Annotated in this window: 26 protein-coding genes; 14 read left to right on the top strand and 12 right to left on the bottom strand. The window is 39.7% G+C overall.

Translation table 11 applies throughout. The annotated features are described in order from the left end of the window. Positions 1–53: 53 nt before the first annotated feature. The 3 genes from rsmG to FHS59_RS14225 are packed head-to-tail and all read right to left on the bottom strand — an operon-like array spanning position 54 to position 2,436. The gene (rsmG, locus tag FHS59_RS14215; protein ID WP_184496008.1) at positions 54–698 is read right to left on the bottom strand and encodes a 16S rRNA (guanine(527)-N(7))-methyltransferase RsmG; all 645 of its coding nucleotides are present in this window, start codon (positions 696–698) and stop codon (positions 54–56) included. Continuing rightward, a complete protein-coding gene (locus FHS59_RS14220) occupies positions 698–1,309 on the bottom strand; it encodes an RNA polymerase sigma factor (protein ID WP_184496010.1) in 612 nt (203 codons plus the stop codon). The genes rsmG and FHS59_RS14220 overlap by 1 nt, the downstream gene beginning before the upstream one ends. Then, a complete protein-coding gene (locus FHS59_RS14225) occupies positions 1,300–2,436 on the bottom strand; it encodes a glycosyltransferase (protein ID WP_184496012.1) in 1,137 nt (378 codons plus the stop codon). The genes FHS59_RS14220 and FHS59_RS14225 overlap by 10 nt, the downstream gene beginning before the upstream one ends. A gap of 122 nt (positions 2,437–2,558) precedes the next feature. Here FHS59_RS14225 and tgt point away from each other — a divergent pair, with 122 nt between their 5' ends. From tgt to FHS59_RS14240, 3 genes are read left to right on the top strand one after another with little or no spacing between them, the layout of a single operon-like run. After that, positions 2,559–3,689, top strand: coding sequence for a tRNA guanosine(34) transglycosylase Tgt (tgt, locus tag FHS59_RS14230; protein WP_184496014.1), 1,131 nt, complete (start codon positions 2,559–2,561; stop codon positions 3,687–3,689). Positions 3,690–3,692: 3 nt separating this feature from the next. Beyond that, on the top strand, positions 3,693–4,766 hold the full coding sequence (locus FHS59_RS14235; RefSeq protein ID WP_184496016.1) for an LptF/LptG family permease: 1,074 nt from the start codon (positions 3,693–3,695) through the stop codon (positions 4,764–4,766). Next, positions 4,767–5,678, top strand: coding sequence for a DMT family transporter (locus FHS59_RS14240; protein ID WP_184496018.1), 912 nt, complete (start codon positions 4,767–4,769; stop codon positions 5,676–5,678). Between the two features lie 3 nt (positions 5,679–5,681). On the opposite strand, the gene FHS59_RS14245 is transcribed toward FHS59_RS14240, so the two are convergent. The 3 genes from FHS59_RS14245 to ispE form a co-directional block, all read right to left on the bottom strand. Beyond that, a complete protein-coding gene (locus FHS59_RS14245; RefSeq protein ID WP_184496020.1) occupies positions 5,682–6,014 on the bottom strand; it encodes a type II toxin-antitoxin system PemK/MazF family toxin in 333 nt (110 codons plus the stop codon). Then, a complete protein-coding gene (locus FHS59_RS14250) occupies positions 6,001–6,243 on the bottom strand; it encodes a ribbon-helix-helix domain-containing protein (RefSeq protein WP_008198770.1) in 243 nt (80 codons plus the stop codon). The genes FHS59_RS14245 and FHS59_RS14250 overlap by 14 nt, the downstream gene beginning before the upstream one ends. 80 nt (positions 6,244–6,323) lie before the next feature. Then, positions 6,324–7,133 (bottom strand): 4-(cytidine 5'-diphospho)-2-C-methyl-D-erythritol kinase, encoded by an 810-nt coding sequence (gene ispE / locus FHS59_RS14255; RefSeq protein ID WP_184496022.1) that lies wholly within the window; start codon positions 7,131–7,133, stop codon positions 6,324–6,326. A gap of 528 nt (positions 7,134–7,661) precedes the next feature. Here ispE and ilvD point away from each other — a divergent pair. The 11 genes from ilvD to truA all read left to right on the top strand — a co-directional run bounded on the left by ilvD (position 7,662) and on the right by truA (position 21,647). Then, positions 7,662–9,341 carry a dihydroxy-acid dehydratase gene (gene ilvD, locus FHS59_RS14260; protein WP_184496024.1) on the top strand — a complete coding sequence of 560 codons (1,680 nt, stop codon included), beginning with the start codon at positions 7,662–7,664 and terminating at the stop codon, positions 9,339–9,341. A 4-nt stretch (positions 9,342–9,345) separates the two neighbouring features. After that, positions 9,346–11,040: a biosynthetic-type acetolactate synthase large subunit gene (ilvB, locus tag FHS59_RS14265; RefSeq protein WP_246388443.1), complete on the top strand. Its 1,695-nt coding sequence runs from the start codon at positions 9,346–9,348 to the stop codon at positions 11,038–11,040. A gap of 9 nt (positions 11,041–11,049) precedes the next feature. Continuing rightward, positions 11,050–11,550, top strand: a complete 501-nt coding sequence (ilvN, locus tag FHS59_RS14270) for an acetolactate synthase small subunit (protein WP_184496026.1) — start codon at positions 11,050–11,052, stop codon at positions 11,548–11,550. Between the two features lie 179 nt (positions 11,551–11,729). Then, positions 11,730–12,773, top strand: coding sequence for a ketol-acid reductoisomerase (ilvC, locus tag FHS59_RS14275; RefSeq protein ID WP_184496028.1), 1,044 nt, complete (start codon positions 11,730–11,732; stop codon positions 12,771–12,773). 18 nt (positions 12,774–12,791) lie between these two features. Then, positions 12,792–14,300: a 2-isopropylmalate synthase gene (locus FHS59_RS14280; RefSeq protein WP_184496030.1), complete on the top strand. Its 1,509-nt coding sequence runs from the start codon at positions 12,792–12,794 to the stop codon at positions 14,298–14,300. Between the two features lie 4 nt (positions 14,301–14,304). Further along, on the top strand, positions 14,305–15,711 hold the full coding sequence (leuC, locus tag FHS59_RS14285; RefSeq protein ID WP_184496032.1) for a 3-isopropylmalate dehydratase large subunit: 1,407 nt from the start codon (positions 14,305–14,307) through the stop codon (positions 15,709–15,711). A 109-nt stretch (positions 15,712–15,820) separates the two neighbouring features. Next, positions 15,821–16,411, top strand: coding sequence for a 3-isopropylmalate dehydratase small subunit (gene leuD, locus FHS59_RS14290; protein ID WP_184496034.1), 591 nt, complete (start codon positions 15,821–15,823; stop codon positions 16,409–16,411). A 6-nt stretch (positions 16,412–16,417) separates the two neighbouring features. Further along, positions 16,418–18,004: an alpha-isopropylmalate synthase regulatory domain-containing protein gene (locus tag FHS59_RS14295; RefSeq protein ID WP_184496036.1), complete on the top strand. Its 1,587-nt coding sequence runs from the start codon at positions 16,418–16,420 to the stop codon at positions 18,002–18,004. Next, complete coding sequence (leuB, locus tag FHS59_RS14300; RefSeq protein WP_184496038.1) at positions 17,973–19,040, top strand: 3-isopropylmalate dehydrogenase; 1,068 nt, start codon at positions 17,973–17,975, stop codon at positions 19,038–19,040. The genes FHS59_RS14295 and leuB overlap by 32 nt, the downstream gene beginning before the upstream one ends. A gap of 158 nt (positions 19,041–19,198) precedes the next feature. Further along, positions 19,199–20,404 carry a histidinol-phosphatase gene (locus tag FHS59_RS14305; RefSeq protein WP_246388445.1) on the top strand — a complete coding sequence of 402 codons (1,206 nt, stop codon included), beginning with the start codon at positions 19,199–19,201 and terminating at the stop codon, positions 20,402–20,404. Positions 20,405–20,861: 457 nt separating this feature from the next. After that, positions 20,862–21,647, top strand: a complete 786-nt coding sequence (truA, locus tag FHS59_RS14310) for a tRNA pseudouridine(38-40) synthase TruA (protein WP_184496040.1) — start codon at positions 20,862–20,864, stop codon at positions 21,645–21,647. Between the two features lie 99 nt (positions 21,648–21,746). Here the strand turns inward: truA and FHS59_RS14315 are convergent, their stop codons facing one another. The 6 genes from FHS59_RS14315 to FHS59_RS14340 all read right to left on the bottom strand — a co-directional run bounded on the left by FHS59_RS14315 (position 21,747) and on the right by FHS59_RS14340 (position 26,864). Further along, positions 21,747–22,241, bottom strand: a complete 495-nt coding sequence (locus FHS59_RS14315) for a GNAT family N-acetyltransferase (RefSeq protein WP_184496042.1) — start codon at positions 22,239–22,241, stop codon at positions 21,747–21,749. An 81-nt stretch (positions 22,242–22,322) separates the two neighbouring features. Next, a complete protein-coding gene (locus tag FHS59_RS14320; RefSeq protein ID WP_184496044.1) occupies positions 22,323–23,690 on the bottom strand; it encodes a Gfo/Idh/MocA family oxidoreductase in 1,368 nt (455 codons plus the stop codon). Between the two features lie 99 nt (positions 23,691–23,789). Then, positions 23,790–25,157, bottom strand: coding sequence for a Gfo/Idh/MocA family protein (locus tag FHS59_RS14325; RefSeq protein WP_184496046.1), 1,368 nt, complete (start codon positions 25,155–25,157; stop codon positions 23,790–23,792). An 87-nt stretch (positions 25,158–25,244) separates the two neighbouring features. After that, on the bottom strand, positions 25,245–25,697 hold the full coding sequence (locus tag FHS59_RS14330; RefSeq protein ID WP_184496048.1) for a GNAT family N-acetyltransferase: 453 nt from the start codon (positions 25,695–25,697) through the stop codon (positions 25,245–25,247). Between the two features lie 56 nt (positions 25,698–25,753). Then, positions 25,754–26,326 carry a hypothetical protein gene (locus tag FHS59_RS14335; RefSeq protein ID WP_184496050.1) on the bottom strand — a complete coding sequence of 191 codons (573 nt, stop codon included), beginning with the start codon at positions 26,324–26,326 and terminating at the stop codon, positions 25,754–25,756. Between the two features lie 76 nt (positions 26,327–26,402). Continuing rightward, positions 26,403–26,864, bottom strand: coding sequence for a hypothetical protein (locus tag FHS59_RS14340; RefSeq protein ID WP_184496052.1), 462 nt, complete (start codon positions 26,862–26,864; stop codon positions 26,403–26,405). Positions 26,865–26,957 lie beyond the last annotated feature (93 nt).

A 26,957-nucleotide genomic window follows, 5' to 3' on the forward strand; every position in this document is an offset into this window, starting at 1 on the left:
TGAAATAAAATCTCTAAAATCAGAAATCTAAGATCAAAATTCTGACATCAAATTTATCGTTTGTCCTCCCAAGGCATATAAACGACCTTTTTGGTCTCAAAAAAATCTTCTTTGAAATAATCCTCCAAATGGTAAACCACATAAGATTTTCCTAATTCCTCCATTTCTTCATCCACATCTCCGCCTTTCAAATATAGGATCCCATTAGGATACTCATTGATGTCTTCTTTTCGGATTTTGTTTTTTACCCAAGGATAAAAATTAATCATTCTGGTAACAGCTCTGCTGACCACGAAATCATATTTGCGAACCAATTCTTCTGCTCTGGCTTGCTGTGCTTCGACATTAGTCAGTTTCAATTGCTTCACGACATCTTTCACAACCGTGATTTTTTTTCCAATGGAATCAACCAGATGAAAGTGGGTTTCTGGAAAAAGGATTGCCAAAGGAATTCCCGGGAAACCTCCACCAGTTCCAATGTCAAGGACTTTAGTGCCAGGCTCGAAAGGCATTACTTTAGAAACGCCTAAGGAATGTAACACGTGATGGATGTAAAACTGATCCATGTCTTTGCGACTGATCACATTTATTTTTGAATTCCAATCAGCATATAATTCTGCCAGTTTAGAAAATTGTTCTTTTTGCTTTTCACTGAGGTCAGGAAAGTATTCCTGGATGATTTCTACTCCTGGGTTCATTAGATGTGTTTTTCTTTGCCAGAGGCGATTTCATACAGCAATTCCCTAGATCGGTGAAGCTGAGCTTTCACAGTTCCTAAAGGTTTTTCAAGCTCTTGGGCGATTTCTTCGTAGGAAAGTTCATCGAAATACCTCAACTGCACGAGTTTTCTATATTTCGCAGGTAGTTTATCCACAAAAATGCGTACCATTTCTATACGCTGGGTTTTTATAAACTCATCCTGAGGATTGTTATCATCGTCCTCAACATCAATATTCACAGAGTTTCCTCCATCATCCGTCATCGTATTGTTCAAACTCATTGTTTTGAGCTTTTTCTTACGGATAAAATCAATGGTGTTATTGGTGGCGATTCGGAATAGCCAAGTACTGAAAGTATAATCCTTCTTGAATCGCTCTAAATTCTTAAATGCTTTTGCAAAAGCCTCCATCGTCAGATCCTCTGCATCATCGGCATCGCGAATCATTTTCAGAATCATGAAATAAACGGCTTTTTTATACCGCTTCATCAAACTGGCATAGGCTTGTTGGTCTTTGTCCTGAACGGCTTTGTCGATCAGAGCAAAATCCTCTAGTGCTTTATTTGAAAAACCTCTTTCGTTTATTTCCATTGGATATCTTTTGCCTGGTGGGAGATAGTTCCCAAAACCCAAAAATAACCTAAATACAAGAAATCCAGCATCCAGACATTTTTTGCGGCTTTAGTACCTTGGATCTTTTTACTTGCTGACGCAAAAACGCTGACAACTATTACAGACCTTAGAAGAATAATACCGAAAACAATTAAAAATTGTTCCCAACTCTGGTCAATTCCGAAATAAATTAGCAATCCGAGACCTCCTAACCAGAATAATGCATGAGAAAGAGAGAAGAATCCAATTTTTTGTTTGTCTTCTCCGCGATAATACTTTCCTGCATGTAAGTGTCTTTTCTTCTGAACCAAATATTCTTTGAAAGTAGTCTTTGGCTTAGAAGTCGTATTGGCATCCGGGTCTAAAACTACAGCCGTATTTTTACCGGTTGCATATTGATTGACAAATAAGTCATCGTCACCTCCTTCGATATGCCATAAACCTTTGAAAGCTTTCACTTCCATAAAGAAGCTTTTGCGATAGCAAAGATTTCTGCCTATTCCCATAAAAGGAGCTTTCCAAAGGCTAAAAGAAATGTAATACAATGCCGTAAGAAGTGTCTCGAATTGGATCCAGCTATTTAAAAAACCTGAAGATTTTTCATAGCCAGAATATCCTAAAGAGAATGTCTTGTCATTTTGGCGAACTGGGGCAGTCATTTTACGGATCCACTGATCAGAATTTGGAATGCAATCAGCATCCGTCAGTAAAACGACATCATTTTTGCAAACTTTAATTCCCAATGTCATTGCAAACTTTTTGGCAGTGACATGATTTGGCGTATACTTGATCGTCACAGATCGAAGTCTTGGATAGATTGCCATCATTTCTTCGAGAAGTCGCTTGGTCCTATCCGTGGATCTATCGTTGACGATCATAACATCGTATTTGGGATAATCCTGCTCGAAAAGTTTAGGGATCAGGGTTTTAAGATTTTGGAACTCGTTATGAGCCGCAATCAGAACTGTCACTCCCTCTTCTTTTTGGGGATCAGAATGAGCCTTGGTAGGCTTTGAAAATGAAGTACGGCCAAATATCAAAAGCAGGTAAACTACCTGAATCAATATTCCGACACCGAAGATAAACCAAAGTAAAAATAGGCCCATAGGTCAATTTTGCTGGGCAAATATAAAATCAAATTCAGCAAGTCATTTAAGAATAACAGTATATTTTTGTAGCCAAGATCATACAATTTGCGGATTGTCCCTACAAGTCTGCGTTTTAACCTATGAAGTTTACCCTTTCGCATCAAGATAATAAAAGTAAAGCCCGTGCCGGAGTCGTGAAAACCGATCATGGCGAAATCCAAACACCGATTTTTATGCCTGTCGGTACAGCTGGATCTGTCAAAGCAGTCCATCAGCGTGAGTTGCTCTACGACGTGAAAGCGGAAATCATCCTTGGCAACACCTATCACCTATACCTTCGTCCAGGATTGGATATTCTGGAAAAGGCAGGAGGTCTCCATAAATTCAATGGTTGGTCTAAGCCGATCCTGACTGATAGTGGAGGATATCAAGTGTTTTCTTTGGCGGGCACTAGAAAAATCAAGGAAGATGGCGTGATGTTTAAATCTCATATTGATGGTTCGAAACATCATTTCACTCCAGAAAATGTGATGGATATCCAGCGGACCATTGGTGCTGATATTATTATGGCCTTTGATGAGTGTACTCCATATCCTTGTGAATATGGCTATGCCAGAAATTCCATGGAAATGACTCACCGTTGGTTGAAAAGATGCATAGATCGTTTTGACTCTACAGAAAGTAAGTATGGATACAGTCAAACGCTATTTCCGATTGTCCAAGGCTCGGTTTATAAAGACCTGAGGAAGCAAAGTGCAGAGTTTATTGCGTCCACAAATCAAGAAGGAAATGCGATCGGAGGTCTTTCTGTAGGGGAACCTGCGGAAATGATGTATGAAATGACTGAACTGGTGACCGATATTCTGCCCACAGATAAGCCTAGATATCTGATGGGGGTAGGGACGCCGGCCAATATTTTGGAATGTATTGCTTTGGGCGTGGACATGTTTGATTGTGTCATGCCAACAAGAAATGCGAGAAATGGGATGCTTTTCACGTCGGAGGGTATTATAAATATCCGAAACGAAAAATGGAAAGATGATTTTTCGGCTATTGACCCAGCTATTGGAGGTCATGTCAGCACTTTCTACTCAAAGGCTTATTTGAGGCATTTGGTGATCAGTAAGGAGATTTTGGCAGCTCAAATCGCGAGTATTCATAACCTAAGTTTTTATCTTTGGCTGGTTAAGGAGGCAAGAGAACATATCCTTGCAGGAGATTTTGCCGTTTGGAAAGATCAAATGGTGAAAAAAGTAAGTACCAGACTCTAATTCATGAAACTTCTCGACAAGCTGATCATTAAGGATTTTTTAAAGACCTACGTTTTTGTGGTCTTGATGCTGATCCTGATTGTTTTGGTATTGGATTTTACTGAAAAAAACGATGCTTATATCAGGAATGATGTTCCTTCCAGAGAAGTTTTGAAGTACATGGGGAATTATGGATTGTATCTGAATAATCTATTGACCCCGATTACCGTCTTTATTTCTGTCATTTTCATTACTTCCAAAATGGCTGGTAGAACAGAAATCATTGCGATATTAAGTAGTGGAGTTAGCTTTCCGCGCTTATTGCGTCCTTTTATTTTCGCGGCCATGATGATTGGAGGGATCAGCTTTTTATTGAATGGATGGGTTCTTCCTGTGGCTACGAAAGGGGTTACTGAATTTAAATTGACCTACCTAGAGAAAACCAGAACAACGACGGATCCTAATATTCATATTAAAGTGGGGGCAGATTCCTACGCTTATCTGAGTAGGTTTTTCAAATCAGGTAATACTGGATATGCATTTACTTTGGAGACAATCCGTGATGGGGAGTTGATCAATAAAATTTCTGCTGATAGGATTGTTTGGGATACCGCCAAACATGAGTGGACGATGATTAACTGGCGACTTCGTGAGTTGAAGGATAAAAAAGAAGAATATACGGTAGGGGAGAAATTGGATACAGCTTTGACAATTACTCCCGCCGATTTTGATCTTCCTCCCAATCATCATGAGACTTTAAAACTTCCTGAGCTAAGTAGACAAATTCGGGTTTTGGAAGAGAGAGGTGCAGACAATGTCGCATTTTATAAGATTGAGCGATATGTAAGATTTATGTCGCCTTTTGCCGCTATCATTTTGACTTTTATTGGAGTCATTATGTCTGCTCGAAAAACTCGGGGAGGTTCAGGTTTTCAAATTGCGATGGGATTTTTATTGGCCTTTATTTATATATTATTGTTTATCCTTTCTAGGACTTTTGCCGAAAATGGGGCTACGTATCCGATTTTGGCAGTTTGGCTTCCGAATATCGTATTTGCCTTAACCGGTTTAGTTTTATATAAAACTGTTCCCCGATAAATGAGTGCGACCGTCAAAGACTATTTGATGCTTCACTTCATAGTTCTGATATGGGGTTTTACCGCCATTTTGGGACTTTTAATCAGTTTGCCTTCAATTGAGTTGGTGTTTTATCGGACCTTGATCGCGTCAGTTGGAGTAGCTTTTTTATTTCTGATCAAAAAGAAAAATATTCTCCTCCCAACAAAAGATCTTCTAAAAGTCACTTCCACTGGGATTATCATTGCTTTGCATTGGATCCTCTTTTTTTGGTCGGCTCGAGTTTCTACTGCTTCTGTTTGCTTGGCTGGAATGGCTACTACATCACTTTGGACAGCTTTTGTGGAGCCTATATTTAACCGTACTAAAATCAAATGGTACGAAGTCGCATTAGGGTTGGTGGTGATTTCTGGTTTGTTGGTGATTTTTTCATTTGAATCCGGCTATTGGTTAGGATTGATAATGGCCTTAGGCTCGGCATTATTGGCTGCGGTTTTTTCCGTCATCAATGGCAACCTCACTCAAAAACACAGCCCTTACCAGATTACCTTTTATGAAATGGCAGGAGCTTGTTTATTCACTTTACTTTTTATGCCTATATATTCTGAATTCCTAAGTGATGGCGTAGGGATCCAATGGGCTTGGGAAGGGATGGACTGGTTTTGGCTTTTGATTCTTGGAGGAATATGCACGGTTTATGCATTTTCTGTATCAGTAGATTTAATGAAGCGTCTTTCAGTTTTTTCTATCAATTTGACTGTAAATCTTGAGCCTGTTTATGGAATCGTTCTTGCTGTTTTGATTTTTGGGGAAAGTGAAAAAATGACTCCCCAGTTTTATCTTGGAACCGCCATCATTTTGGTGTCTGTGCTTTCTTATCCCGTTTTGAATTATTTAAATAAAAGGAGAAAGCCTGTAAGGCCGTTAGGATAAAAATTAAAGTGTTGTGATATCCTGCAAAGTAGAAAGTGCCAATTTCAATTCTTCACTTGAAATCTCGCCTACTTTTTCGATCAACCTTTTTTTGGATATCGATCGAATATGAAAAACTAGTAGTTCAGACTCCAGTTTCAGCCCGTTTTTGGCAGAGGGTTTCAAAATTGGATTTCCTTGATAGTTTTTGATTTTAGTAGTCAAAGGAGCAGTGATGACCACTTGAAGAAATTTATTCATCAAGTTTCCACTTAAGATGACTACCGGTCTTCTTCCAGCTTGTTCCGATCCTACCGATGGATTCAAATCAGACATCCATATCTCACCCTGCTTCATCTTCGATTTGCTTAAGATATGAGTCCATGCCTTCTTCTGCTACCAAAAGTATGTCTTCATCCTGTGCTGCTTGCTTATAGGATTTGATGTATTCCGCTCTTTTCAGATGTTCTAAATAAAGGTCAAGCGCATTCTCCATCAATTTATTTTTTGGAAGAGAAAGCTTCTTCGCATAATCAGCTAGTCTCTGAAGGAGCTCGTCGGGAAGTGTACTAGTGAATGTCGCCATTGTATTTCATATTTATGATTTACAAATATAAAATACAAAACCGTTTTAAGAATACAATTAACCTATTTATTCCTAGTGACTTAAAGTGTAGCTACAAATTGGAAATATGAATCCTTTCTTATCATAATTTCGGGCTCATGATCAAACAATCCAAAAACAGTAGAGCCTGATCCAGACATGGCAGCATAATAAGCCCCGGCTTCGTAGAAACTATCTTTGATTTGCTTGATTTCCGGATGATTTGAAAAAATGCTTGGTTCAAAATCATTCTTCAACTCCTCTTTCCATCTTTTCTTGTCCTTTAAAATCTCCGACAAGTCTTTTTCTGGCTTCTTTGGAGTAACTCCAGCGTATGCTTCTTTGGTGCCAATGTGGATTCCAGGATTGATTAATACAAGATGTGTCCCTTTCAAGTCAATGTTTACTTCATTTAGGATTTCACCTCTTCCAGTTGCGATTTTGGGAGTGTTTTCAATAAAAAACGGACAGTCACTTCCCAGTTTTGCAGCATATTCTTCTAGGAAAAAATCATCTAAAATCAGATCAAAAAGATTGTTCATCAAGTTCAAGGCAAAAGCAGCATCTGCCGAACCTCCACCAAGGCCCGCACCCATCGGAATGTTTTTGTGTAGATGGATAGCGATGTTTGGTAGATTTGGGAAATCCTTTTTGAGGAGCTGGTAAGCCTTAGCTATTAAGTTGTCTTTAGGGTCTCCGGGAATTGATAAACCTGAGCTAGTCCATGTTGATTTTTTAGGTTCTATAATGATTTCCAATGCATCAAATAAAGGAATAGGCACCATGCAGGTTTCGATCTCATGAAACCCATCATTTCTCTTTGAAGTGATGTGGAGGCCTAAGTTGATTTTTGCGTTTGGGAAGCAAATCATGGATATCTATTGAGTTTGCTCAAAAATAGGAGGAAAATCGACTAGCAGAAAAAAGTAGGTCAATTTTTAGATTTTCTTTAAAAGAACTTTCTTTTTGAAAGAAATGATGCTTTAATTCGAAACTCTTAGATAGATGTCAGACTTTTTTAAAAATTTTTACGATTAATTGAAATCAGTACAAAATTTTGAAAAATGAAAATATGGCAAATCTATTTGTTGAAAAACGGTGTATTTGTAATTCAATGCAAAATTTAAGATTGAAAAAATAGGATTTACTTATATAAAATATCTGGCAATTGCCTTTGAGGTAAAATTAAATATTGTAAGTCTGAATTTTCAGTTTTAAGTTTGTGAAGAAATAAAATCGATTCAAGAAATCACTCGACATAACTATGTATAAAGTAGTCATTTTGCTAAGCTTAATTATTCTCATTGGATGTTAAAAGTGAGGCACTAGACTATTTATAATGAATTAACCAAATCTAAAGTGCCTCACTAAACCTGAGGCACTTTTTTTTACACTCTATTATGACCCTGAAAAAACACAGTTGGGAAATCAGTGAAAATCCGGAGCATCCGGCCGGAATGGCTATGTTGTATGCCACTGGAATGAGCGATAAAAAGATGAAACAGCCTTTTGTAGGGATAGCAAGTTGTGGCTATGAAAGTAATCCCTGCAATATGCACCTAAACGACTTTGCCGGTCTGATCAAAGCTTCTTCCCAAGAGCATGATTTGACCGGTTTAGTTTTTAATACCATCGGTATCTCTGACGGGACCACCATGGGTACGTTAGGAATGCGCTATTCTTTGGTTTCCAGAGAGATAATAGCTGATTCTATTGAGTCATTTATCATAGGACATTCTTTTGATGGCTGTGTCGCTGTGGCTGGATGTGATAAGAATATGCCTGGAGCTTTGATGGGTATGATCCGTACCAATCGACCTTCAATTCTTCTGTATGGTGGCACGATCGCTTCGGGACATTATAAAGGAGAAAAACTGAATATTGTTTCTGCTTTTGAAGCCTTTGGTAAAAGAGTAAACGGTAACATCTCAGATGAAGATTATGACGGTGTCATCAGAAATGCTTGCCCTGGAAAAGGTGCCTGTGGAGGAATGTATACCGCCAATACCATGTCTTCGGCAATTGAAGCAATGGGGATGTCACTACCTTATTCAGCCTCTTATCCAGCAAATTCTCCCGAGAAATTGAGAGAATGCGCCGAAGTAAATAAGTACATGAAAGTCTTATTGGAAAAGGATATCAAGCCAAGTGATATCATCAATAAGAAAAGTATAGAAAACGCAGTAACCGTGGCGATTGCTTTGGGCGGAAGTACCAACGCAGTCATGCATATTATTGCTATCGCCAGAACTGCAGGTGTTGATTTTACACTAGAGGATTTCAAAGCGATCAATGCGAAGACTCCTATGATTGGGGATTTTAAGCCATCAGGGAAATTCATGATGGAAGATCTTCATGAGCAAGGAGGATTGCCTGCTTTCATGAAATATATGTTGCAGAATGGCTTCTTGCACGGTGATTGTTTGACTGTAACAGGAAAAACTGTAGCAGAAAATCTAGCTGATGTAGAGCCAGTGACTCCATCTATGGTCAATGTGATCCATCCTTTGGAAACACCAATCAAAGCAACCGGTCACCTTTGCATTCTTTCTGGAAATTTGGCTCCAGAGGGAGCAGTGGCAAAAATTACAGGAAAAGAAGGAAGTGCATTTACAGGGCCTGCTCATGTTTTTGACTCAGAACAAGATGCAAATGATGCCATCCGAGATCATAAAATAGAGAAAGGTGAAGTAATCGTAATTCGAAATATTGGTCCAAAAGGAGGTCCTGGAATGCCGGAAATGTTGAAGCCAACCTCAATGATTATCGGAGCTGGACTAGGATCTGATGTGGCATTGATCACCGATGGAAGATTTTCCGGAGGAACACACGGATTTGTAGTGGGGCACGTTACTCCTGAAGCATTCTGTGGAGGTCCGATAGGATTGGTTAGAAATGGTGATATCATTACCATCGATGCTGATAATCTTCAATTATCAGTGGCTGTTTCTGATGAGGAATTGGCTGAAAGAAAGAAAACCTGGAAACCGAAAGATATTTCTGATTTGCAGGGAACTTTGAAAAAATACAATAAACTAGTTGCCACAGCATCTGAAGGTTGCGTGACAGATAAATTCTAAGCCTATGAAAGACTTGATGATTCGAGGAGCAGACATCGTAGTCAGAACTCTCATAGAGGAGAATGCCGAAATTATTTTCGGATATCCCGGAGGGGCAATCATGCCAGTGTATGATGCACTGTATGATTATCACGATCAGATCAAACATGTACTTACGCGCCATGAGCAGGGAGCGATCCATGCTGCGCAAGGGTACGCACGAGTCTCTGGGAAAGTAGGCGTCTGCCTTGCAACTTCTGGACCTGGAGCCACAAACTTGATTACGGGATTGGCTGATGCCTTGATAGATAGCACACCATTGGTTTGCATTACTGGACAAGTAGCGGCACATTTATTAGGTACTGATGCATTTCAGGAAACTGACGTGGTAGGTATGTCTATGCCATGTACCAAATGGAATATCCAAGTAAGAAATGTAGAAGATATCGCTCCAGCGATAGCCAAAGCATTTTTTATAGCAAGGTCGGGAAGACCAGGACCTGTATTGATCGATATCACCAAAAATGCGCAGACTGATTTCGGTGAGTTCAACTATGTGCCATGTTTAGGTTTTAGATCTTACCAGACTAAAATCGAAGTAAATAAAAGCGATATTCAAAAAGCTGCTGAGCTGATTGATGCAGCGGAAAGACCGTATGTGTTATTTGGCCAAGGGGTCGTTTTGGGTAAAGCAGAAGCTGAATTCAAAGCATTTTTGGATAAAACAGGAATTCCTGCTGCTTCAACTTTGTTGGGATCTGGGGCTTTGCCTCAAGATCACCCAAGTTATGTGGGTAAATTAGGGATGCATGGAAATTATGCTCCTAATATGCTGACAAATCAATGTGATGTTTTGATAGCAATTGGGATGAGATTTGATGATCGGGTGACTGGCGATGTAAAGCGTTATGCAAAGCAAGCCAAAATCATTCATCTAGAATTGGATCCAGCTGAGATCAACAAAACAGTTAAATGTCACCATTCTGTTCTGGGTAATTGCAAAGACAGTTTGGAGCTTTTGACAGAGGCAGTGACCGCGAAATCACATCCAGAATGGATGGAAAGATTCCGTGAATTTGAAAGAGAAGAAAATGCAGCTGTTGTACAGCATGATATTACTCCTACGAAAGTCGGCTTGACAATGGGAGAGGTGATTCATCAAGTGAATCAATATAAAGCAGATGATGCGGTTTTGGTGACAGATGTAGGCCAGCACCAAATGATCGCTTGGAGATATTTCAATTATAAAAAATCCCGAACACAGGTAACTTCAGGAGGATTGGGGACGATGGGTTTTGCTTTGCCAGCAGCATTGGGAGCTCAGATGTTTGATTTCTCAAGACAGGTTGTTTGTGTAGTTGGCGATGGAGGTATCCAGATGACAATTCAGGAGCTTGGAACGATCATGCAGACTAAAGCTCCAGTCAAGATCATTTTGCTTAATAACAATTACCTGGGAATGGTAAGACAATGGCAGCAGATGTTCTTCGATAAGAGATATTCATTTACAGAATTGGACAATCCTGAATTTGTGAAAATTGCTGAAGCTTATGGCATCAAATCACAAAAGGTGTCTGATCGGTCAGATTTAAATGAGGCGATTGAAGATATGTTAATCCATGATGGACCTTACTTCTTAGAAGTTGTGGTTGAGAAAGAGGATAACGTATTCCCAATGATCGCTACAGGTTGCTCAGTAGAAGAGGTAAGATTAAGTTAACAACGGCCTATGAAACGTTACACCATATTTGTGATTACCGAAAACTTTATCGGTATTCTCAATCGCATCACGATCATCTTTACCAGAAGAGGAATCAATATCGATGCACTTACTGCCTCTGAAAGCAGAATTGAAGGAATTCACCGAATCACGATCGAAGTGACAGCCAGTGAGGATACAGTCATCCAGCTGGTGAACCAAATCGAAAAGATTATCGATGTGATCAAGGCCTTTTATCATGAAGATGAAGGGGTGGTTTATCAGGAAATTGCGCTTTATAAAATTCCGGTTTCAAAACTGGATGGCGGTCTTGAAAAAATCATTCGTCAGCATAATGCAAAAATAATCGCGGCAGAACCTGAGTTTGTCGTTCTTGAGCTTTCCGGTCACAAAGAGCAAACACAGGAACTCCTGGAAATTCTAAAAGGATATGGACTTTTGGAATTTGCCCGCTCAGGAAGAGTAGCCGTCGCCAAAAGAATGCATACAATAGACAGTTACGTAAAATAAAATAAATCAAATCAAACCTATGAAATCGAGATGTGCGAAAGACTTCTCTGAAGTTTCTTTGTCCATTTTGATTCCATGAGAACATTAAACAAATAATAAACTCATGTAATGACCTCTTTTAGAAATTGTGAAAAAAGAGCGATTCCTAAAAGGCCATTAAAAATCAAATTACTAAGCACATGAAATTAAAATTCGGCACAGTAGAAGAAAACGTAGTAACCAGAGAAGAATTTCCTTTGGAAAAAGCTAGAGAAGTCCTGAAAGACGAAGTTATTGCAGTTTTGGGTTACGGAGTACAAGGACCTGGTCAAGCGCTAAACTTGAAAGACAATGGATTCAATGTTATTGTAGGTCAAAGAAAAGGTTCAAAAACTTGGGATAAAGCTGTTGCTGATGGCTGGGTTCCTGGAGAAACATTGTTTGAGCTAGAAGAAGCTTGTGAAAAAGGTACTATCCTTCAATTCCTTCTTTCTGATGCAGGTCAGATTGCACTTTGGCCAACAGTTAAAAAACACTTGACTCCTGGAAAAGCATTGTACTTCTCTCACGGATTCGGTGTGACATATAAAGAAAAAACAGGAATTATTCCTCCTGCTGATATCGACGTGATTTTGGTTGCTCCAAAAGGATCAGGAACATCTTTGAGAAGAATGTTTGTGGAAGGTAGAGGATTGAATTCTTCTTACGCGATCTATCAGGACGGTACAGGAAAAGCAAAAGATAGAGTAGTTGCTTTGGGTATCGGTGTAGGTTCAGGATACTTGTTCGAAACAGATTTCTACAGAGAAGTAACTTCTGATTTGACAGGAGAAAGAGGAACATTGATGGGAGCCATCCAAGGGATTTTCGCTGCTCAGTACGAAGTGTTGAGAGCAAATGGTCATACTCCTTCTGAAGCTTTCAACGAAACTGTAGAAGAATTGACTCAATCCTTGATGCCATTGGTAGCTGAGAATGGTATGGACTGGATGTATGCCAACTGTTCTACTACTGCTCAAAGAGGTGCTTTGGACTGGTGGAAGCCTTTCAGAGATGCTACTAAGCCAGTATTTGAAGAATTGTATAACAGTGTAAAAACTGGACAAGAAGCGCAAAAGTCTATCGATTCTAATTCGAAAGAAGATTATAGAGTGAAATTGGAAGCTGAATTGAAAGAATTGAGAGATTCTGAAATGTGGCAGGCAGGTGCTGTCGTCCGTCAATTGAGACCAGAAAACAATTAAACCTAAAACCTAAGAACAATGAGTGAAAAGCTATGGATATTTGACACAACCCTAAGAGATGGGGAGCAAGTGCCAGGGTGTCAGCTGAATACCCAGGAGAAAATTGTGGTGGCGAAAGCTTTGGAAGAACTAGGTGTAGATATCATCGAAGCCGGCTTTCCAATTTCCAGCCCGGGGGATTTTAACTCGGTAGTGGAGATTTCAAAGGCAGTTTCAAACCCAATCATTTGTGCCCTCTCGAGAGCCGTTGAGAAAGATATCGAAGTAGCAGCCCAAGCACTCAAGTTTGCAAAGAAAGGTAGGATTCACACTGGTATCGGTGTGTCTCCTTACCATATTCAATATAAGTTGCGCTCCACGCCTGATGATATCATCAAGCGTGGTGTGGCAGCGGTGAAGTTTGCAAAAAGATTTGTGGAGGATGTGGAATTCTATGCAGAGGATGCAGGTCGATCAGAGCCGGATTTTCTTTGCAAGATCATTGAGGAAGTTATTAAGGCAGGAGCTACAGTTGTAAACATTCCGGATACGACAGGATATTGCCTTCCTGAGCAATATGGTGCAATCATCGCTAGCCTAAAAAACAATGTTCCAAATATTGACAAAGCAATCATCGCGACGCATTGTCATAACGATTTGGGCATGGCTACTGCAAATACTGTGGCTGGGGTTCAACATGGTGCCCGTCAAGTAGAAGTGACAATTAATGGTATTGGCGAAAGAGCCGGTAACACCTCTATGGAAGAGGTTGTCATGGCGATTAAGTGTCATCAATCCATTCCTGTTCATACGGATATTGTAACTCCTAGGATTTATAAAACCTCTCGATTGGTTTCTAAATTGATGAATATGCCAGTGCAGCCAAATAAGGCGATTGTTGGAAGAAATGCTTTTGCACACTCTTCCGGAATTCACCAGGATGGCGTGTTGAAACATAGAGAAAACTATGAAATCATCGATCCAAAGGATGTGGGAGTAGAGGAATCTACAATTGTATTGACTGCAAGATCTGGTAGAGCTGCATTGAAACATCACTTGGATGCATTGGGTGTAGAACTAGAAGGTGAGGCATTAAGAGAAGTCTATGAGGCATTCTTGATCCTTGCTGATAGCAAAAGAGATATTGGAAGAAAAGACTTGATGGGTCTGGTAGGTAAATATTTGGAAGAATCCAACTTTATCGAACTAGGTACAGTAACCTATTCTTCTAATGGGGCCATTCAGGCCAAAGTTTCATTAACCATTGGTGATGAACCACATACAGCGACTTCCCAAGGAAATGGGCCAGTTGATGCAGTATTGAAGGCAATTGATAAAATCGTAAAACCTCAGGTTGACCTAGAGGAATTTCTGATTCAGGCAATCACTCATGGCAGTGATGATGTGGCTAAAGTCCACATGCGATTGATCAAAGGTGATAAGCCTTATTATGGATTTTCTTCAAACACAGACATCGTCTTGGCATCAGCTCAGGCATTTGTGGATGCGCTAAACAAAATACCAGTCAAAGAATATACGACTGCTTAAAATCATGGAAAAGACAACATTATTTGATAAAATCTGGGATGCTCACGTGGTACGTTCTGTACCATCCGGTCCTGATGTTTTCTTCATCGATAAACATTTTATCCATGAAGTTACCTCTCCGGTTGCATTCCTAAACCTGGAAAAACGTGGTGTTAAGGTGAAATATCCTCATCGCACCATCGCAACTCCAGATCACAACGTTCCTACAGTAGATCAGGATCAAACCATCAAAGACAAGCTTTCTCGTATGCAAGTGGAGAAGCTTCGCGAAAACTGTAAGAAATACGGAATTGAACTGCATGACTTAGGATCTGCCCATCACGGGATTGTTCACGTGATCGGACCTGAATTGGGAATTACCCAGCCGGGAATGACCATCGTTTGTGGGGATAGCCATACTTCTACACACGGAGCTTTCGGAGCTATTGCTTTCGGAATTGGTACATCTGAAGTAGAAATGGTTTTTGCTACCCAGTGTATCATGCAGTCCAAGCCAAAGAAAATGCGGATTACTGTTGAAGGTGAAATTGGTCCTGGGGTTACTTCTAAGGATATTATCCTTTACATCATTGCCAAAATCTCTGCTGCTGGAGCTACAGGTTATTTTGTGGAATATGCAGGATCTGCGATCCAAAGTTTGTCTATGGAAGCCAGAATGACCATTTGCAACATGTCTATCGAGATGGGTGCAAGAGGTGGTTTGATTGCTCCGGATGAGACTACTTTTAACTATCTGAAAGGAAAACAATATTCTCCAGCTGGGGAAGATTGGGATAAAGCAGTGGCTGAATGGTCAAAATTGAAGACTGACGATGGAGCTGTATTTGATAAAGAATACACTTTTGATGCAGCGGATATCGAGCCAATGATCACTTATGGTACTAACCCAGGAATGGGAATCAAAGTACTTGGTAATATTCCTACTACCGAAGGAATGGAAGGAAGTAACAAAACTTCATACTTGAAATCTTTGGACTACATGGGATTTGCACCAGGTGAACCTGTTAAGGGTAAGCAAGTGGATTATGTATTTGTAGGATCATGTACAAACGGTAGAATTGAAGACATTCGCTCAGTGGCAGCTTTTGTGAAAGGGCATAAAAAAGCAGATAATATTACTGCTTGGATTGTACCGGGATCAAAAGAAGTGGAGAAAATGGCGCAGGAAGAAGGCTTGGTGAAAATCTTGGAAGATGCCGGATTTGAATTGAGACAACCAGGATGTTCTGCATGTTTGGCAATGAATGATGATAAAATTCCAGCGGGGAAATATGCTGTTTCTACTTCCAACAGAAACTTCGAAGGTCGTCAAGGGCCAGGTGCTAGAACTATGCTCGCATCTCCTCTGACTGTAGCAGCTGTAGCTGTGAAAGGTGAAATCTGCGATCCAAGAGAAGTATTTCAAAATTAAAAACACGAAGTCAGAAATGGGAAGTACGAGTTTGAATCGGTGATTGAGATTAATTAGCCGAATAAACTTTTCAACTTTCCAACTTTCCAACCTTTGAACTAATTAAAAAATGGCTTACGATAAATTCACAGTTTTAACGAGTACGGCTGTTCCTTTGCCTACCGAAAACGTAGATACTGACCAGATCATCCCAGCTCGTTTCCTGAAAGCTACCGAGCGCGAAGGATTTGGCGACAACCTTTTCCGTGACTGGAGATATGATGTAGAAGGAAATCCTAAAAAAGATTTCGTACTAAACGACCCAACATACTCTGGAAAGATTTTGGTAGCTGGAAAGAATTTCGGCTCTGGATCAAGTAGAGAGCACGCTGTTTGGGCAATTTATGATTATGGATTCAGATGTGTGGTTTCAAGCTTCTTTGCAGATATATTCAAAAATAACTGTTTAAATATCGGTGTATTGCCGGTGACAGTTTCTCCGGAGTTTGCAGACAAATTGCTATCTGCAGTGACTGAAAATCCAAGTACAGAAATCGAAGTAAGTATTCCTGCTCAAACGATCACGCTTCTTTCAACAGGAGAATCTGAATCTTTTGACATCAATTCTTACAAAAAAGATAACATGCAAAATGGTTTTGATGACATCGACTATTTGCTAAACATGGAGTCTGAAATCGACGAGTTCGAAAAAACAAGATAATACTTGATGAATCAGCAGAGACGCATAGAAATAATGGATACAACCCTGAGGGATGGTGAACAGACCTCAGGCGTTTCCTTTCTGCCTTCTGAAAAGCTGCAGATAGCGAAATTACTTTTGGAGGAACTCCGGGTAGATCGTATTGAAGTGGCATCAGCTCGCGTTTCTGACGGAGAGCTGGAGGGAGTACAAAAAATTACCCATTGGGCAGCTGAAAAAGGCTATTTGGATCGTGTGGAAGTGTTGGGTTTTGTAGACACTCCGGCATCTGTAAACTGGTTGATTCAGGCTGGTGCAAAAGTGATGAACCTATTGACCAAAGGTTCATTAAACCACCTAACTCATCAACTCAAAAAGACTCAGGAGCAGCATTTTGCTGATATTGCAAAAAGTATTGCCCATGCTCAGGAAAACGGAATAGATGTCAATATCTATCTGGAAGATTGGAGCAATGGCATGCGTAATTCTCCTGACTATACTTTGGATCTTATTGAGTTTCTTTCGAAACAACCGGTAAAAAGAATTATGCTTCCTGATACCTTGGGACTACTTTCTCCGGAGGAGACCAAGGATTATTTCATCAAGATTACAGAAAAATACCCGTCTGTTCATTTTGATTTTCATGCACATAATGACTACGATCTTTCTGTAGCCAATGTCATGGAAGCTATCTTGCATGGAGCTTCGGGAATCCACACCACTATTAATGGACTTGGAGAAAGAGCTGGTAATGCTCCTTTAGAATCTGTAATCGCGGTAATCAAGGATTTTACATCTCTTCAGATAGGTGTTCAGGAGCAGAAAATCTATCGGGTAAGTAAATTGGTCGAGCAGTTTTCTGGTCAGCATATTCCAGCAAATAAGCCTGTTGTAGGAGAAAATGTATTTACCCAAACAGCAGGAATTCATGCGGATGGGGATAACAAAAAGAATCTCTATTTCAATGACCTGCTTCCAGAGCGATTTGGGAGAGAGAGGAAATATGCGCTTGGCAAAACTTCCGGCAAAGCTAATATTCTGAAGAATCTTGAGGAATTGGGAATTTCTTTAGAGAAAGATGAGCTCACAAAGGTTACCCAGCGAATCATTGAACTTGGAGACAAGAAAGAGCGAGTGACGACGGAAGATTTGCCTTACATCATCTCTGATGTGTTGCAGAATAATTCCATCGAGAAAAATATCCATATCGAAGGGTATCATATGACTCATTCTAAAGGGTTGAAACCAACTGTCCAGCTCAGAATGAAAGTTTATGGAAAAACCTACGATGAAAGTGCAACTGGTGACGGACAATATGATTCCTTCATGAGAGCACTAAGAAAGATTTATAAATCTTTGAAAAAAGAACTTCCGAAACTGATAGATTATCATGTTTCAATTCCTCCAGGTGGTAAAACAGATGCTTTTGTAGAAACTGTTATCACTTGGGATTATGGGAAAATATTTAAAACAAAGGGGTTAGACCCTGATCAAACAGTGGCAGCGATGATGGCCACAGAGAAAATGCTGAACATCGTCGAATCATTTAATCAAAATCCAACCCAAGAAGAATCCAAATTCTATGGAAATGAATATCGCGCTGTTGCCGGGTGATGGCATCGGCCCTGAAGTAATCGACCAGGCTGTGAAAGTAGTGAAAGCTATCGGCCAAAAATTCGGACATAACATCACTTTTAAAGAGGCGCTAGTTGGAGCTGCGGCAATTGACGCAACTGGTGAGCCTTATCCAGATTCCACACACGAAATTGCTGCTGCTTCTGATGCGGTGCTTTTCGGAGCTATTGGAGATCCTAAATATGACAATGATCCTAAAGCAAAGGTACGTCCCGAGCAAGGATTGCTATTGATGCGTCAGAAATTAGGCTTGTTTGCAAACGTAAGACCTACCTTCACTTTCCCTTCTTTGGTACATAAGTCTCCTCTGAAATTAGAAAGAGTGGAGGGAGTTGACTTCGTTTTCTTCAGAGAATTGACTGGAGGAATTTATTTCGGCGAGCCAAGAGGAAGAAACGAACAAGGAACAAAAGCTTTTGATACCAATGTGTATAGCAAGCATGAAATTGTTCGACTAGCGAGAATGGGTTTTGAAGCTGCGCAGAAAAGAAGAAAAGTTTTGACTTGTGTGGATAAAGCAAACGTAATGGCTACTTCAAGACTTTGGAGAGAAACTGTTCAGGAATTGGCACCGGAATATCCAGATGTAAAGGTAGAATATGAATTTGTGGATGCGGTTGCGATGCGTTTGATCCAGTGGCCAAAAGCATACGATGTGTTGATCACAGAAAACCTATTTGGAGATATCTTGACTGACGAAGCTTCTGTGATTTCAGGTTCTATGGGATTGATGCCTTCTGCTTCTTTGGGTACTTCTATCAAATTATTCGAACCAATTCACGGTTCTTATCCTCAGGCAGCTGGAAAAGATATTGCTAATCCTTTGGCAACTGTACTTTCTGCTGCGATGATGTTTGAGTATGCTTTTGACTTGAAAGCAGAAGCTCAAGCTATTTCTGATGTAGTGAACCTTTCACTATCTGAAGGATATGTGACCGAAGATATCGCAGATGGAGGACCATCTTACAAAACTTCTGAAGTTGGCGACTGGCTAGCTGCGAAGATTTTGGCTTAAGCAATTTCTTAATGAAAACAAAAAGGTCACCTGATAAGGTGACCTTTTTGTTTTAATATTACTTTTTGGGGAATAGGAAAAAAATCATCAAATCTTAATCAAGCCCAGACAGTCAAGTTTTTTAAGAAGTTTATATTGGGGTTTCAAGGAAAGAAACCATGAATGTTAGAAATCCACTGATAGCGCTATTTTCTCTTATCTTATTAGGGTCATGTGCATCCAGTAAATATCAGGCAGATGGGAAGAAATGGTACAAAGGCAATCTTCATACCCACTCTTATTGGTCAGATGGAGATGATTATCCCGAGATGATCATGGATTGGTATAAATCTCATGATTATGATTTCGTGGTGCTTTCTGATCACAATACCTTGGCAGTAGGCCAAAAATGGAAGTTGATTCCAAAATCCCCATCGCATGAAGCAGGTTTTCAGAAATATGTAGAGAAATATGGAGATCAGGTGATTTATCGTGAAGATTCCTTGGGTCGGGTAGAAGTGAAACTCAAAACTTTAGCAGAATACCGTCCGATGTTTGAAGAGAAAGATGAATTTCTGATCATTCAATCACAGGAGTTAACAGAAAGTTTTGAGAAGAAGCCGCTTCATATGAATGTGACGAATATTCAGAAATTGATACCTGCGGAGGGAGGAAATTCAATTCCTGAAATCTTGCAAAATGGTTTGGATCGGGTAAAAGCCCAGAGGGATTCAACTGGTGTTCCGATGTTTTTACATATCAATCACCCGAACTTTGTCTGGGCGATTACTCCCGAAGATATAATTGAGTTGGATGGAGAGCGATTTTTTGAAGTGTATAATGGTCATCCACAAGTGAATAATTACGGAGATTCTCTTCGCCCAAGCATGGAAGTGCTTTGGGATAAAGTTCAAGCGGCATATTTACAGGCAGGGAAACCTTTGCTTTACGGTTTGGCTGTTGATGATGCACATAACTACCATGTTTTTGATCAAAACAGCAGTAATCCTGGGAGGGGATGGGTGATGGTTTTGTCGGAAAGCTTAGACCCGGCTTCTTTGGTTGAAGCTATGGAGCGTGGAGATTTCTATTCAAGTACGGGTGTTACTTTGGAATCAATAGACTTCAGTGGAAAAACGCTAAATGTCGAAGTGAGGGCGGAAGATGGTATTTCTTATGAAATCCAATTCTTTGGAACAAAGAAATCAAACCCAGCAGAGAGTGGAATATTATTGAGCGAAATAAGCGGAACTTCAGGATCGTATACTTTGGAATCAGATGATATGTATGTTCGAGCAAAAATCATTTCTTCCAAACCAAAAGAGAATCCTTATCAGATAGGGGATACAGAAACTGCTTGGACGCAACCAGTGAAAGTTTACTAAATTTAAAAAATAGTGAAAAACAAAATCATTGGGGGCTTTTTCGTAACCGGTGGGATATTTTCCTTTTGGCTATACCGGAAAATGTTGTGTGAATTACCTTATATCTTCAAGAACATAGGAGACTTATCAGGTAATATTTTCTCTTATAACATCTTTTTTGCTCAATTATTTTTCTACCTAAGCTTATCAACTTTATTAATTGTTTTTGGGATATTGAAAATCAAAAAAGGTAAAGTTGTAATACTACCGGTAGTAGTTGTTTTTGGGTTAACCCTATGGTTTCTTCTTGAGTTACCTCTATATAATTGTGATTTTTATGAAATACCTCATTCATTTTGGCATTCTCAAATTTTTCATATGCACTGAAGAATGAATTTGGTATTTGTAAAAAAATAAAATGATGGGTTGATTTAAATTGCTCTTAATTTCAATTCTCAAATCACAAACCATTAATTCATTGCAATCCCGCCCTTTCTCATACCTTTTTTCCATCTCCTATTTCGGTGCCCGATACAAAGGTTGGGCACCTCAGCCCAACCAGCCAACCGTGCAAAGGAGGTTGGAGCGGGTTCTTCGACATGTTTTGGGGCATGAGGATTTTTCGTTGATCGGAGCTAGTCGGACAGACTCTGGAGTTTCCTGTATCGGAGGCTTTGTTCAGGTTTTTCTTCGGGATGAAGTAGAGATGGGTTTGCTTTTGCCACAAATTAGTGAGCAGCTGCCTCAGGATATTCATTTGAATTCTGTCAAAGTGGTTCCTAGTAATTTCAATTTGATCCAGTCAGTTAAACAGAAAACTTATCGCTACTATTTTTCAAATTCGAATTTATTTCACCCATTCGCTTCTTCATTTTTGGTGAATGTTCTCGGAAGTTTAGACTGGGGAAAAATGGAGCAAGCTTGTAAATTATTTATTGGTGAGCATAACTTCAAAGGCTTCTGTAGGCCTTCCGAAAATAAATCAGACTATCAGCGGGAAGTACTTTCTGCAAGAATATCAAGTTCAAGTGAGTTTCTAGGGCAGTTTTTTCCTGAAGAAATCTCATATTTCGAAATCACTGGAACAGGCTTTTTGCATCACCAAGTTCGAATGATGATGTCAGCTATCTGGCAAATAGGTAAAGGAGAAATGGAATTGTCAGAAATTGAGGCTCGATTCGAGACTCCTGATAAATTTGAAAAACTTCCACCAGCTCCAGCCAATGGATTGGTCCTTTGGGAGACAATTTTGGATAACCTTTGAGGTGTCATTTCGAAGGAGGAACGACTGAGAAATCTCTTCGAAGGTTTTGATATATAGAATTAAACCTTCGAGGTTTAGAAAACCTCAAAGGTTAATTTTTCAAAGAGTAAGTTCAAACACATAGTCATCCATCACATAACCTTGTCCTATATCAATGACTTCTTCTTTAATTTTTACAAAGCCGATGTATTCATAAAAGTCGATTGCACCTTTGTTGTATTTGTTGACATTTAATAGAAGACTAGCTTGATTGTTTTCTTTAGCAACTTCCTTCACTTTATTGATCAATTTCTTTCCGATGCCTTTTCCTTGTGCTGTTGGTAAAATGTAAATTTTATGGATTTTGGTCTTCCCGGGTTCTTGATTTACTTCGATTCCGGTGAATCCTAATTTTTCACCATCTTCCTCCGCAAGAAAAAATTGATGCCCTTCTTTTAGTTGTTTTTCCAAGTGAGACAATTCATAAAACCAGCCGAGCATGTATTCGATTTGATCAGGGCTCAATATTTCACCAAATGTGTCCGGCCAAGTTCGGTGGGCGATAGATTGGACATATTTCAAATCTTCGGGTGAAGCAGTTTTTATCTGAATCATACTTTCTACTCAATGGAGCTTAAAAATAATAAAACCGACCACACATTAGGTAGTCGGTTTTACAATTGAAAATAAAATTTCTCAGACGGATTTAGGCTCAGGATGTGTATATCCTTTTCGATATGGTCTTTTCAATAGAGCTGTTGCTTCTTTATCTCCCACTACAGTCATTGTTTTAGGATCATATTTCAAGGTTCTACCTCCAAGGTCCATGGAAATATTTGCAAGAATACAAGAAGCAGTAGAAATATGACCTTCTTCAATATCAGCAACCGGAAGTGATTTGGTGTCAATAGCATTCAACCAGTTTTTCATATGAAGACGTGTTGCAGGAGCAGCATTCAATTCAATGTCTGGCTCATTCACATCTTCAGGATATTTTTCCCTTTCAAAGAGACAATCAAAATGGATCGGCTTCTCATTTCTGTCCACTGGAGTATAATCTGCTTGCATGGTACTTCCAGCTAACATTCCCTTTTCACCAAAAATCTTGAATGCCCATGGATATTCCGGGTCATCTGGATTTCCCCAAGTTCTGTGTTGCCAGACCACATTGAGTTCTGGGTATTCAAAAATGGCCGATTGGGTGTCTGAAATATTCGATTTTCCATCTTTCTGAACGAAAATACCTCCGGTTGAAGTGATTTGGGTAGGCCAGCCTAATTTCAACATCCATCTAACTGTATCCAACATGTGTACGCACATATCTCCTGTTATACCGTTACCATATTCTATAAATGTTCTCCACCAGCGTCTGTGAGGAAGTCCATCATAAGGTCGAAGTGGTGCGGGCCCTGTCCATAACTCATAATTAAAAAAATCAGGAACCGGCTCAACTGGTGGTTTTCCATTGGCTCGCATGTGATAATAACAGCAGATTTCCACATGGGAGATTTTGCCCAATTTCCCAGAGTCAATGATCTGCTCTTTTGCATCAATTAAATGAGGAGTGCTTTTTCTTTGGGTACCTACCTGAACTACTTTATTGTATTTTCTTGCCGCAGCAACCATCGCTTCGCCTTCGATGACATCGACAGAAATGGGCTTTTGAACATACACATGGGCGCCTGCTTTCAACGCATCAATGCATTGCAAGGCATGCCAGTGATCTGGAGATCCGATTAAAACAAATTCTGGTTTTTCTTTTTCCAGAAGTTCTTTATAGTCTTCATAAAGTGCAGGGACTTTACCGGATTTCTGTCTAGTTGCTACCATGTCACCGGCAGCTTTTAGCATGTGTTGATCGGGATCACTTAATCCTACCACTTCCACATCTGCCACTTGTATCAGGCGAAAAAGATCGGATTTTCCATACCAGCCAGCGCCGATCAAAGCTACCTGAAGAGGCCCTTCACGGTCTTTAAAATCCATTCCTAACAATCCAAAACTGGCAAGTGTGGCTAAGGCTGAAGAGCCTTTGAGAAAATCTCTACGGTTTAGAGCATTCATTAAATTAGGGTTTGAGGTTTATTGTACCTCTTAAGATACAAAAACCCAAACCTTTACCAAATGGAATAGTGGGATGCGGTAGCGGTTTCGTTAGGAAAATTAAACCTGATCAGGTTCAGGATGTGAATATCCCTCTCGGTATGGTCTCCTCAAAAGCGCAGTGGCTTCTGGATCATCCAAAACTGTCATAGTTTTTGGATCATATTTCAAAGGCCGTCCGCCCAAATCCATGGACATGTTTGCAAGAATACATGAGGCTGTTGAAATATGTCCTTGAAGAACATCTGCAACTGGAAGTGTATCTGATTCGATGGCTTTCAGCCAATCTTTCATCTGCTCTCTAGTAGCGGGAGCTGCATGAATTTCGATATCTTTTTCTGTGACATCTTCTGGAAATTTTTCCTTTTCTAAAACTACTGGATAGTGAATTGGCTCTCCGTTGTTTCTGCCTTCTGGATAAAAATCTGCTCGCATGGGACTTCCCGCAAGCATCCCGTTTTCACCATAAATTTTAAAAGCCCAAGGATAATCTTTGTCCACAGGATTGCCCCAAGTTCGATGTTGCCAAACAACATTGAGTTCATCAAATTCAAAAATGGCAGTTTGTGTATCGGAAATATTTGAGATAGAGTCTTTGTCTACATAAATTCCTCCAGTAGAAGTGACCTGAACAGGCCAGCCAAGGTCAAGCATCCAGCGCACGGCATCCAGCATATGAACGCACATATCGCCCACAATCCCATTTCCATATTCCATAAATGCTCGCCAGCCTCGATGTAGAATTCCGCGATAAGGAAGTTTTGGTGCTGGCCCAGCCCATAAATCATAATTCAAATTTGCTGGAACCGGCATGAAATCAGGATGACTGCTATTTCTCATATGGTAATAGCAGCAAACTTCTGCATGAGAGATCTTTCCCAATTTTCCGGAATCAATAATTTCTTTCTTTGCCTGAACCAAATGTGGTGTACTTCGGCGCTGAGTGCCGATTTGAACCTTTCGGTCATATTTTCTAGCTGCTGCCAAAATTGCTTCACCTTCAATGACATCGACCGAAATCGGCTTTTGCAAATAAACATGAGCCCCACTTTTCACCGCATCAATTGCGATCAAAGCATGCCAATGATCTGGTGTTCCAACAAGCACATACTCCGGTTTTTCTTTTGACAGAAGCTCTTTATAATCTTCATAAAGTGCTGGGACTTTTCCCGATTTCTGCCTGCTTGCTACCAGTTTGCCAGCTTCTTCTAGCTGCTTGGAGTCCACATCACAAAGTGCAACAACTTCTACATCTGCGACTTGGATCAATCGAAAAAGATCGGATTTCCCATACCAGCCTGTACCGATCAAAGCTACTTGCAGTGGGCCTTCCCGATCTTTAAAGTTCATTCCAAGCAAGCCAAAACTTGCCAGTGACATTAAGGCGGTACTTCCTTTTAAAAACTCTCTTCGATTCAGGGGATTCATAGGTTATGGGAAGTATAGGTAGACAATTCTCTTAAATTACAGAAAGTCATCATTTCTTCAAATGAGTAAAAAGTGGGTGCTGGTTTTTTAAGGTTGAATGGGTTTTTCTATTACCCACTCAAATACTTCCCCATCTTCCGGATCTATTACTACTCCTAGATTAGTAAATCCATTTTTCCTTAGTATAGAGCAAGAAGAAGATTCAACTGGTAAAGTTCTGGCAGTGATAAGGACTGAAGGATCTGAATTTTGAGCGATAGAAACCAACTCATTGCAAATGGCTGTGCCAATTCCTTTTCCTTCATGCATTCCAAAAGTATGGTAGGCAATTTCAATTTTCCCATTATTAGGAACTCCTTTAAAACCTCCTGTGCCTACTGGATTTTTATTCTCATCTACTGCAAAATAACCAACCCAAGGAAAGTTATACCCGATTTTCTGGTAGTAATCCATCATTGCATCTATGATCGGAGGGCAGTCTTGGGCTTCAAGAAATGAGGAGTTTTCCTCCAAAGAATTTGAAATTGGGATTAGCTTCACGGATTTGAAAAGTAGATAGAATTCTAAAATAAAAACCAGAAAGCCAATTTGTAAATTTATCTTTTATTATAAAGAGCAACCATTTCTGGAATATTGCTGTCAAATTCTTTATTAAGAAATCGACTCATTAATTCCGGTTGATCTGCGATTAATAATGAAATTTCCTCTCTTTGTTTATTGATATTATAGATTCCTAAAAAATCTGACCCGTCCTTGGAGAGAACGAAGTGTTCCTTATTATAAATGAAAAAACCATCACTCACGCGACTTTGATGCTGGTATAAATTTAGGTCACCTGTTTTAATCACTTTGGCAAAATCCTTTTCAAATTCTCCATTGATGTGATTTACTTTTATGTTTTTGACTACGGTAAAACTATCTTGATCCACTACAAAAGATCTTATATCCTCTACTGAAATAATTTCTGAAGACGAATTTTCATCTGGTTTGAAAACAATTCTAGTAGTTTTCTTTTTGAAACTTGTATAGTCAGATTTTTTGAGTTTTATAAGCCCTTCGACCTTTTCTCCAGTTTTGGAAAAATAGTAACCAGCCTCAAAATCAGTATTTGTTTTGGAAGGGGCAATTAACAATAAGGAAGAGAGAAGAATGAAAAATTGTGCAGTCATGGCTTAGATAAATTTGAAACTACCTTTAAAGTACAAAATATATTTAAGTTTCCAATGCAAATTATTGATGATGAAGCTATTTAGCTAGCCAGTTGAGTTGCTTTCCGTTTTCGGCGGCCTCTTTGTCTTTCTGGTTCCCAACAGCTATTCCGATAGCCATACCAATCGGTAGACCGATTCCTAAAAATGCCATGTTCCCTAATGTGGTACCAAATACCACTCCCATAGGTAATCCAAAAACAGACATGCCGATGGCCAACCATTGAGTCTGGAAATGATTTTTTGGTACTATCCCAAGCTCTTTCTCAAGCAGTTTTAGAATAGATGCCTGTGCTGCTTTCATCTGCTTGATCAATTGGGGATCTGTTCCGCTGAATTCATTGACACCAGCAATAATTTCATTAATCTGGGATTCTACCGATTCAGGGATTTCTTTTTCTCCGATGGCAATCAAAAGAGTGCTCAAGTTATGGGCTGCTTTGGCGAGTTTTGGGTTTTGCTCGAAGGAGTCAAGAAAATTTAAAGTGGATAAGGCCATGAAATAAAGTTAAAAAAAGATTTTCTAGAATAAACCCCAGTAAGACTCTATTGATGTCAAAACAATTATTGACCATAGGATAGAAATTAGAGC

Source organism: Algoriphagus iocasae (assembly GCF_014206875.1).
Taxonomy (GTDB): Bacteria; Bacteroidota; Bacteroidia; order Cytophagales; family Cyclobacteriaceae; genus Algoriphagus; species Algoriphagus iocasae.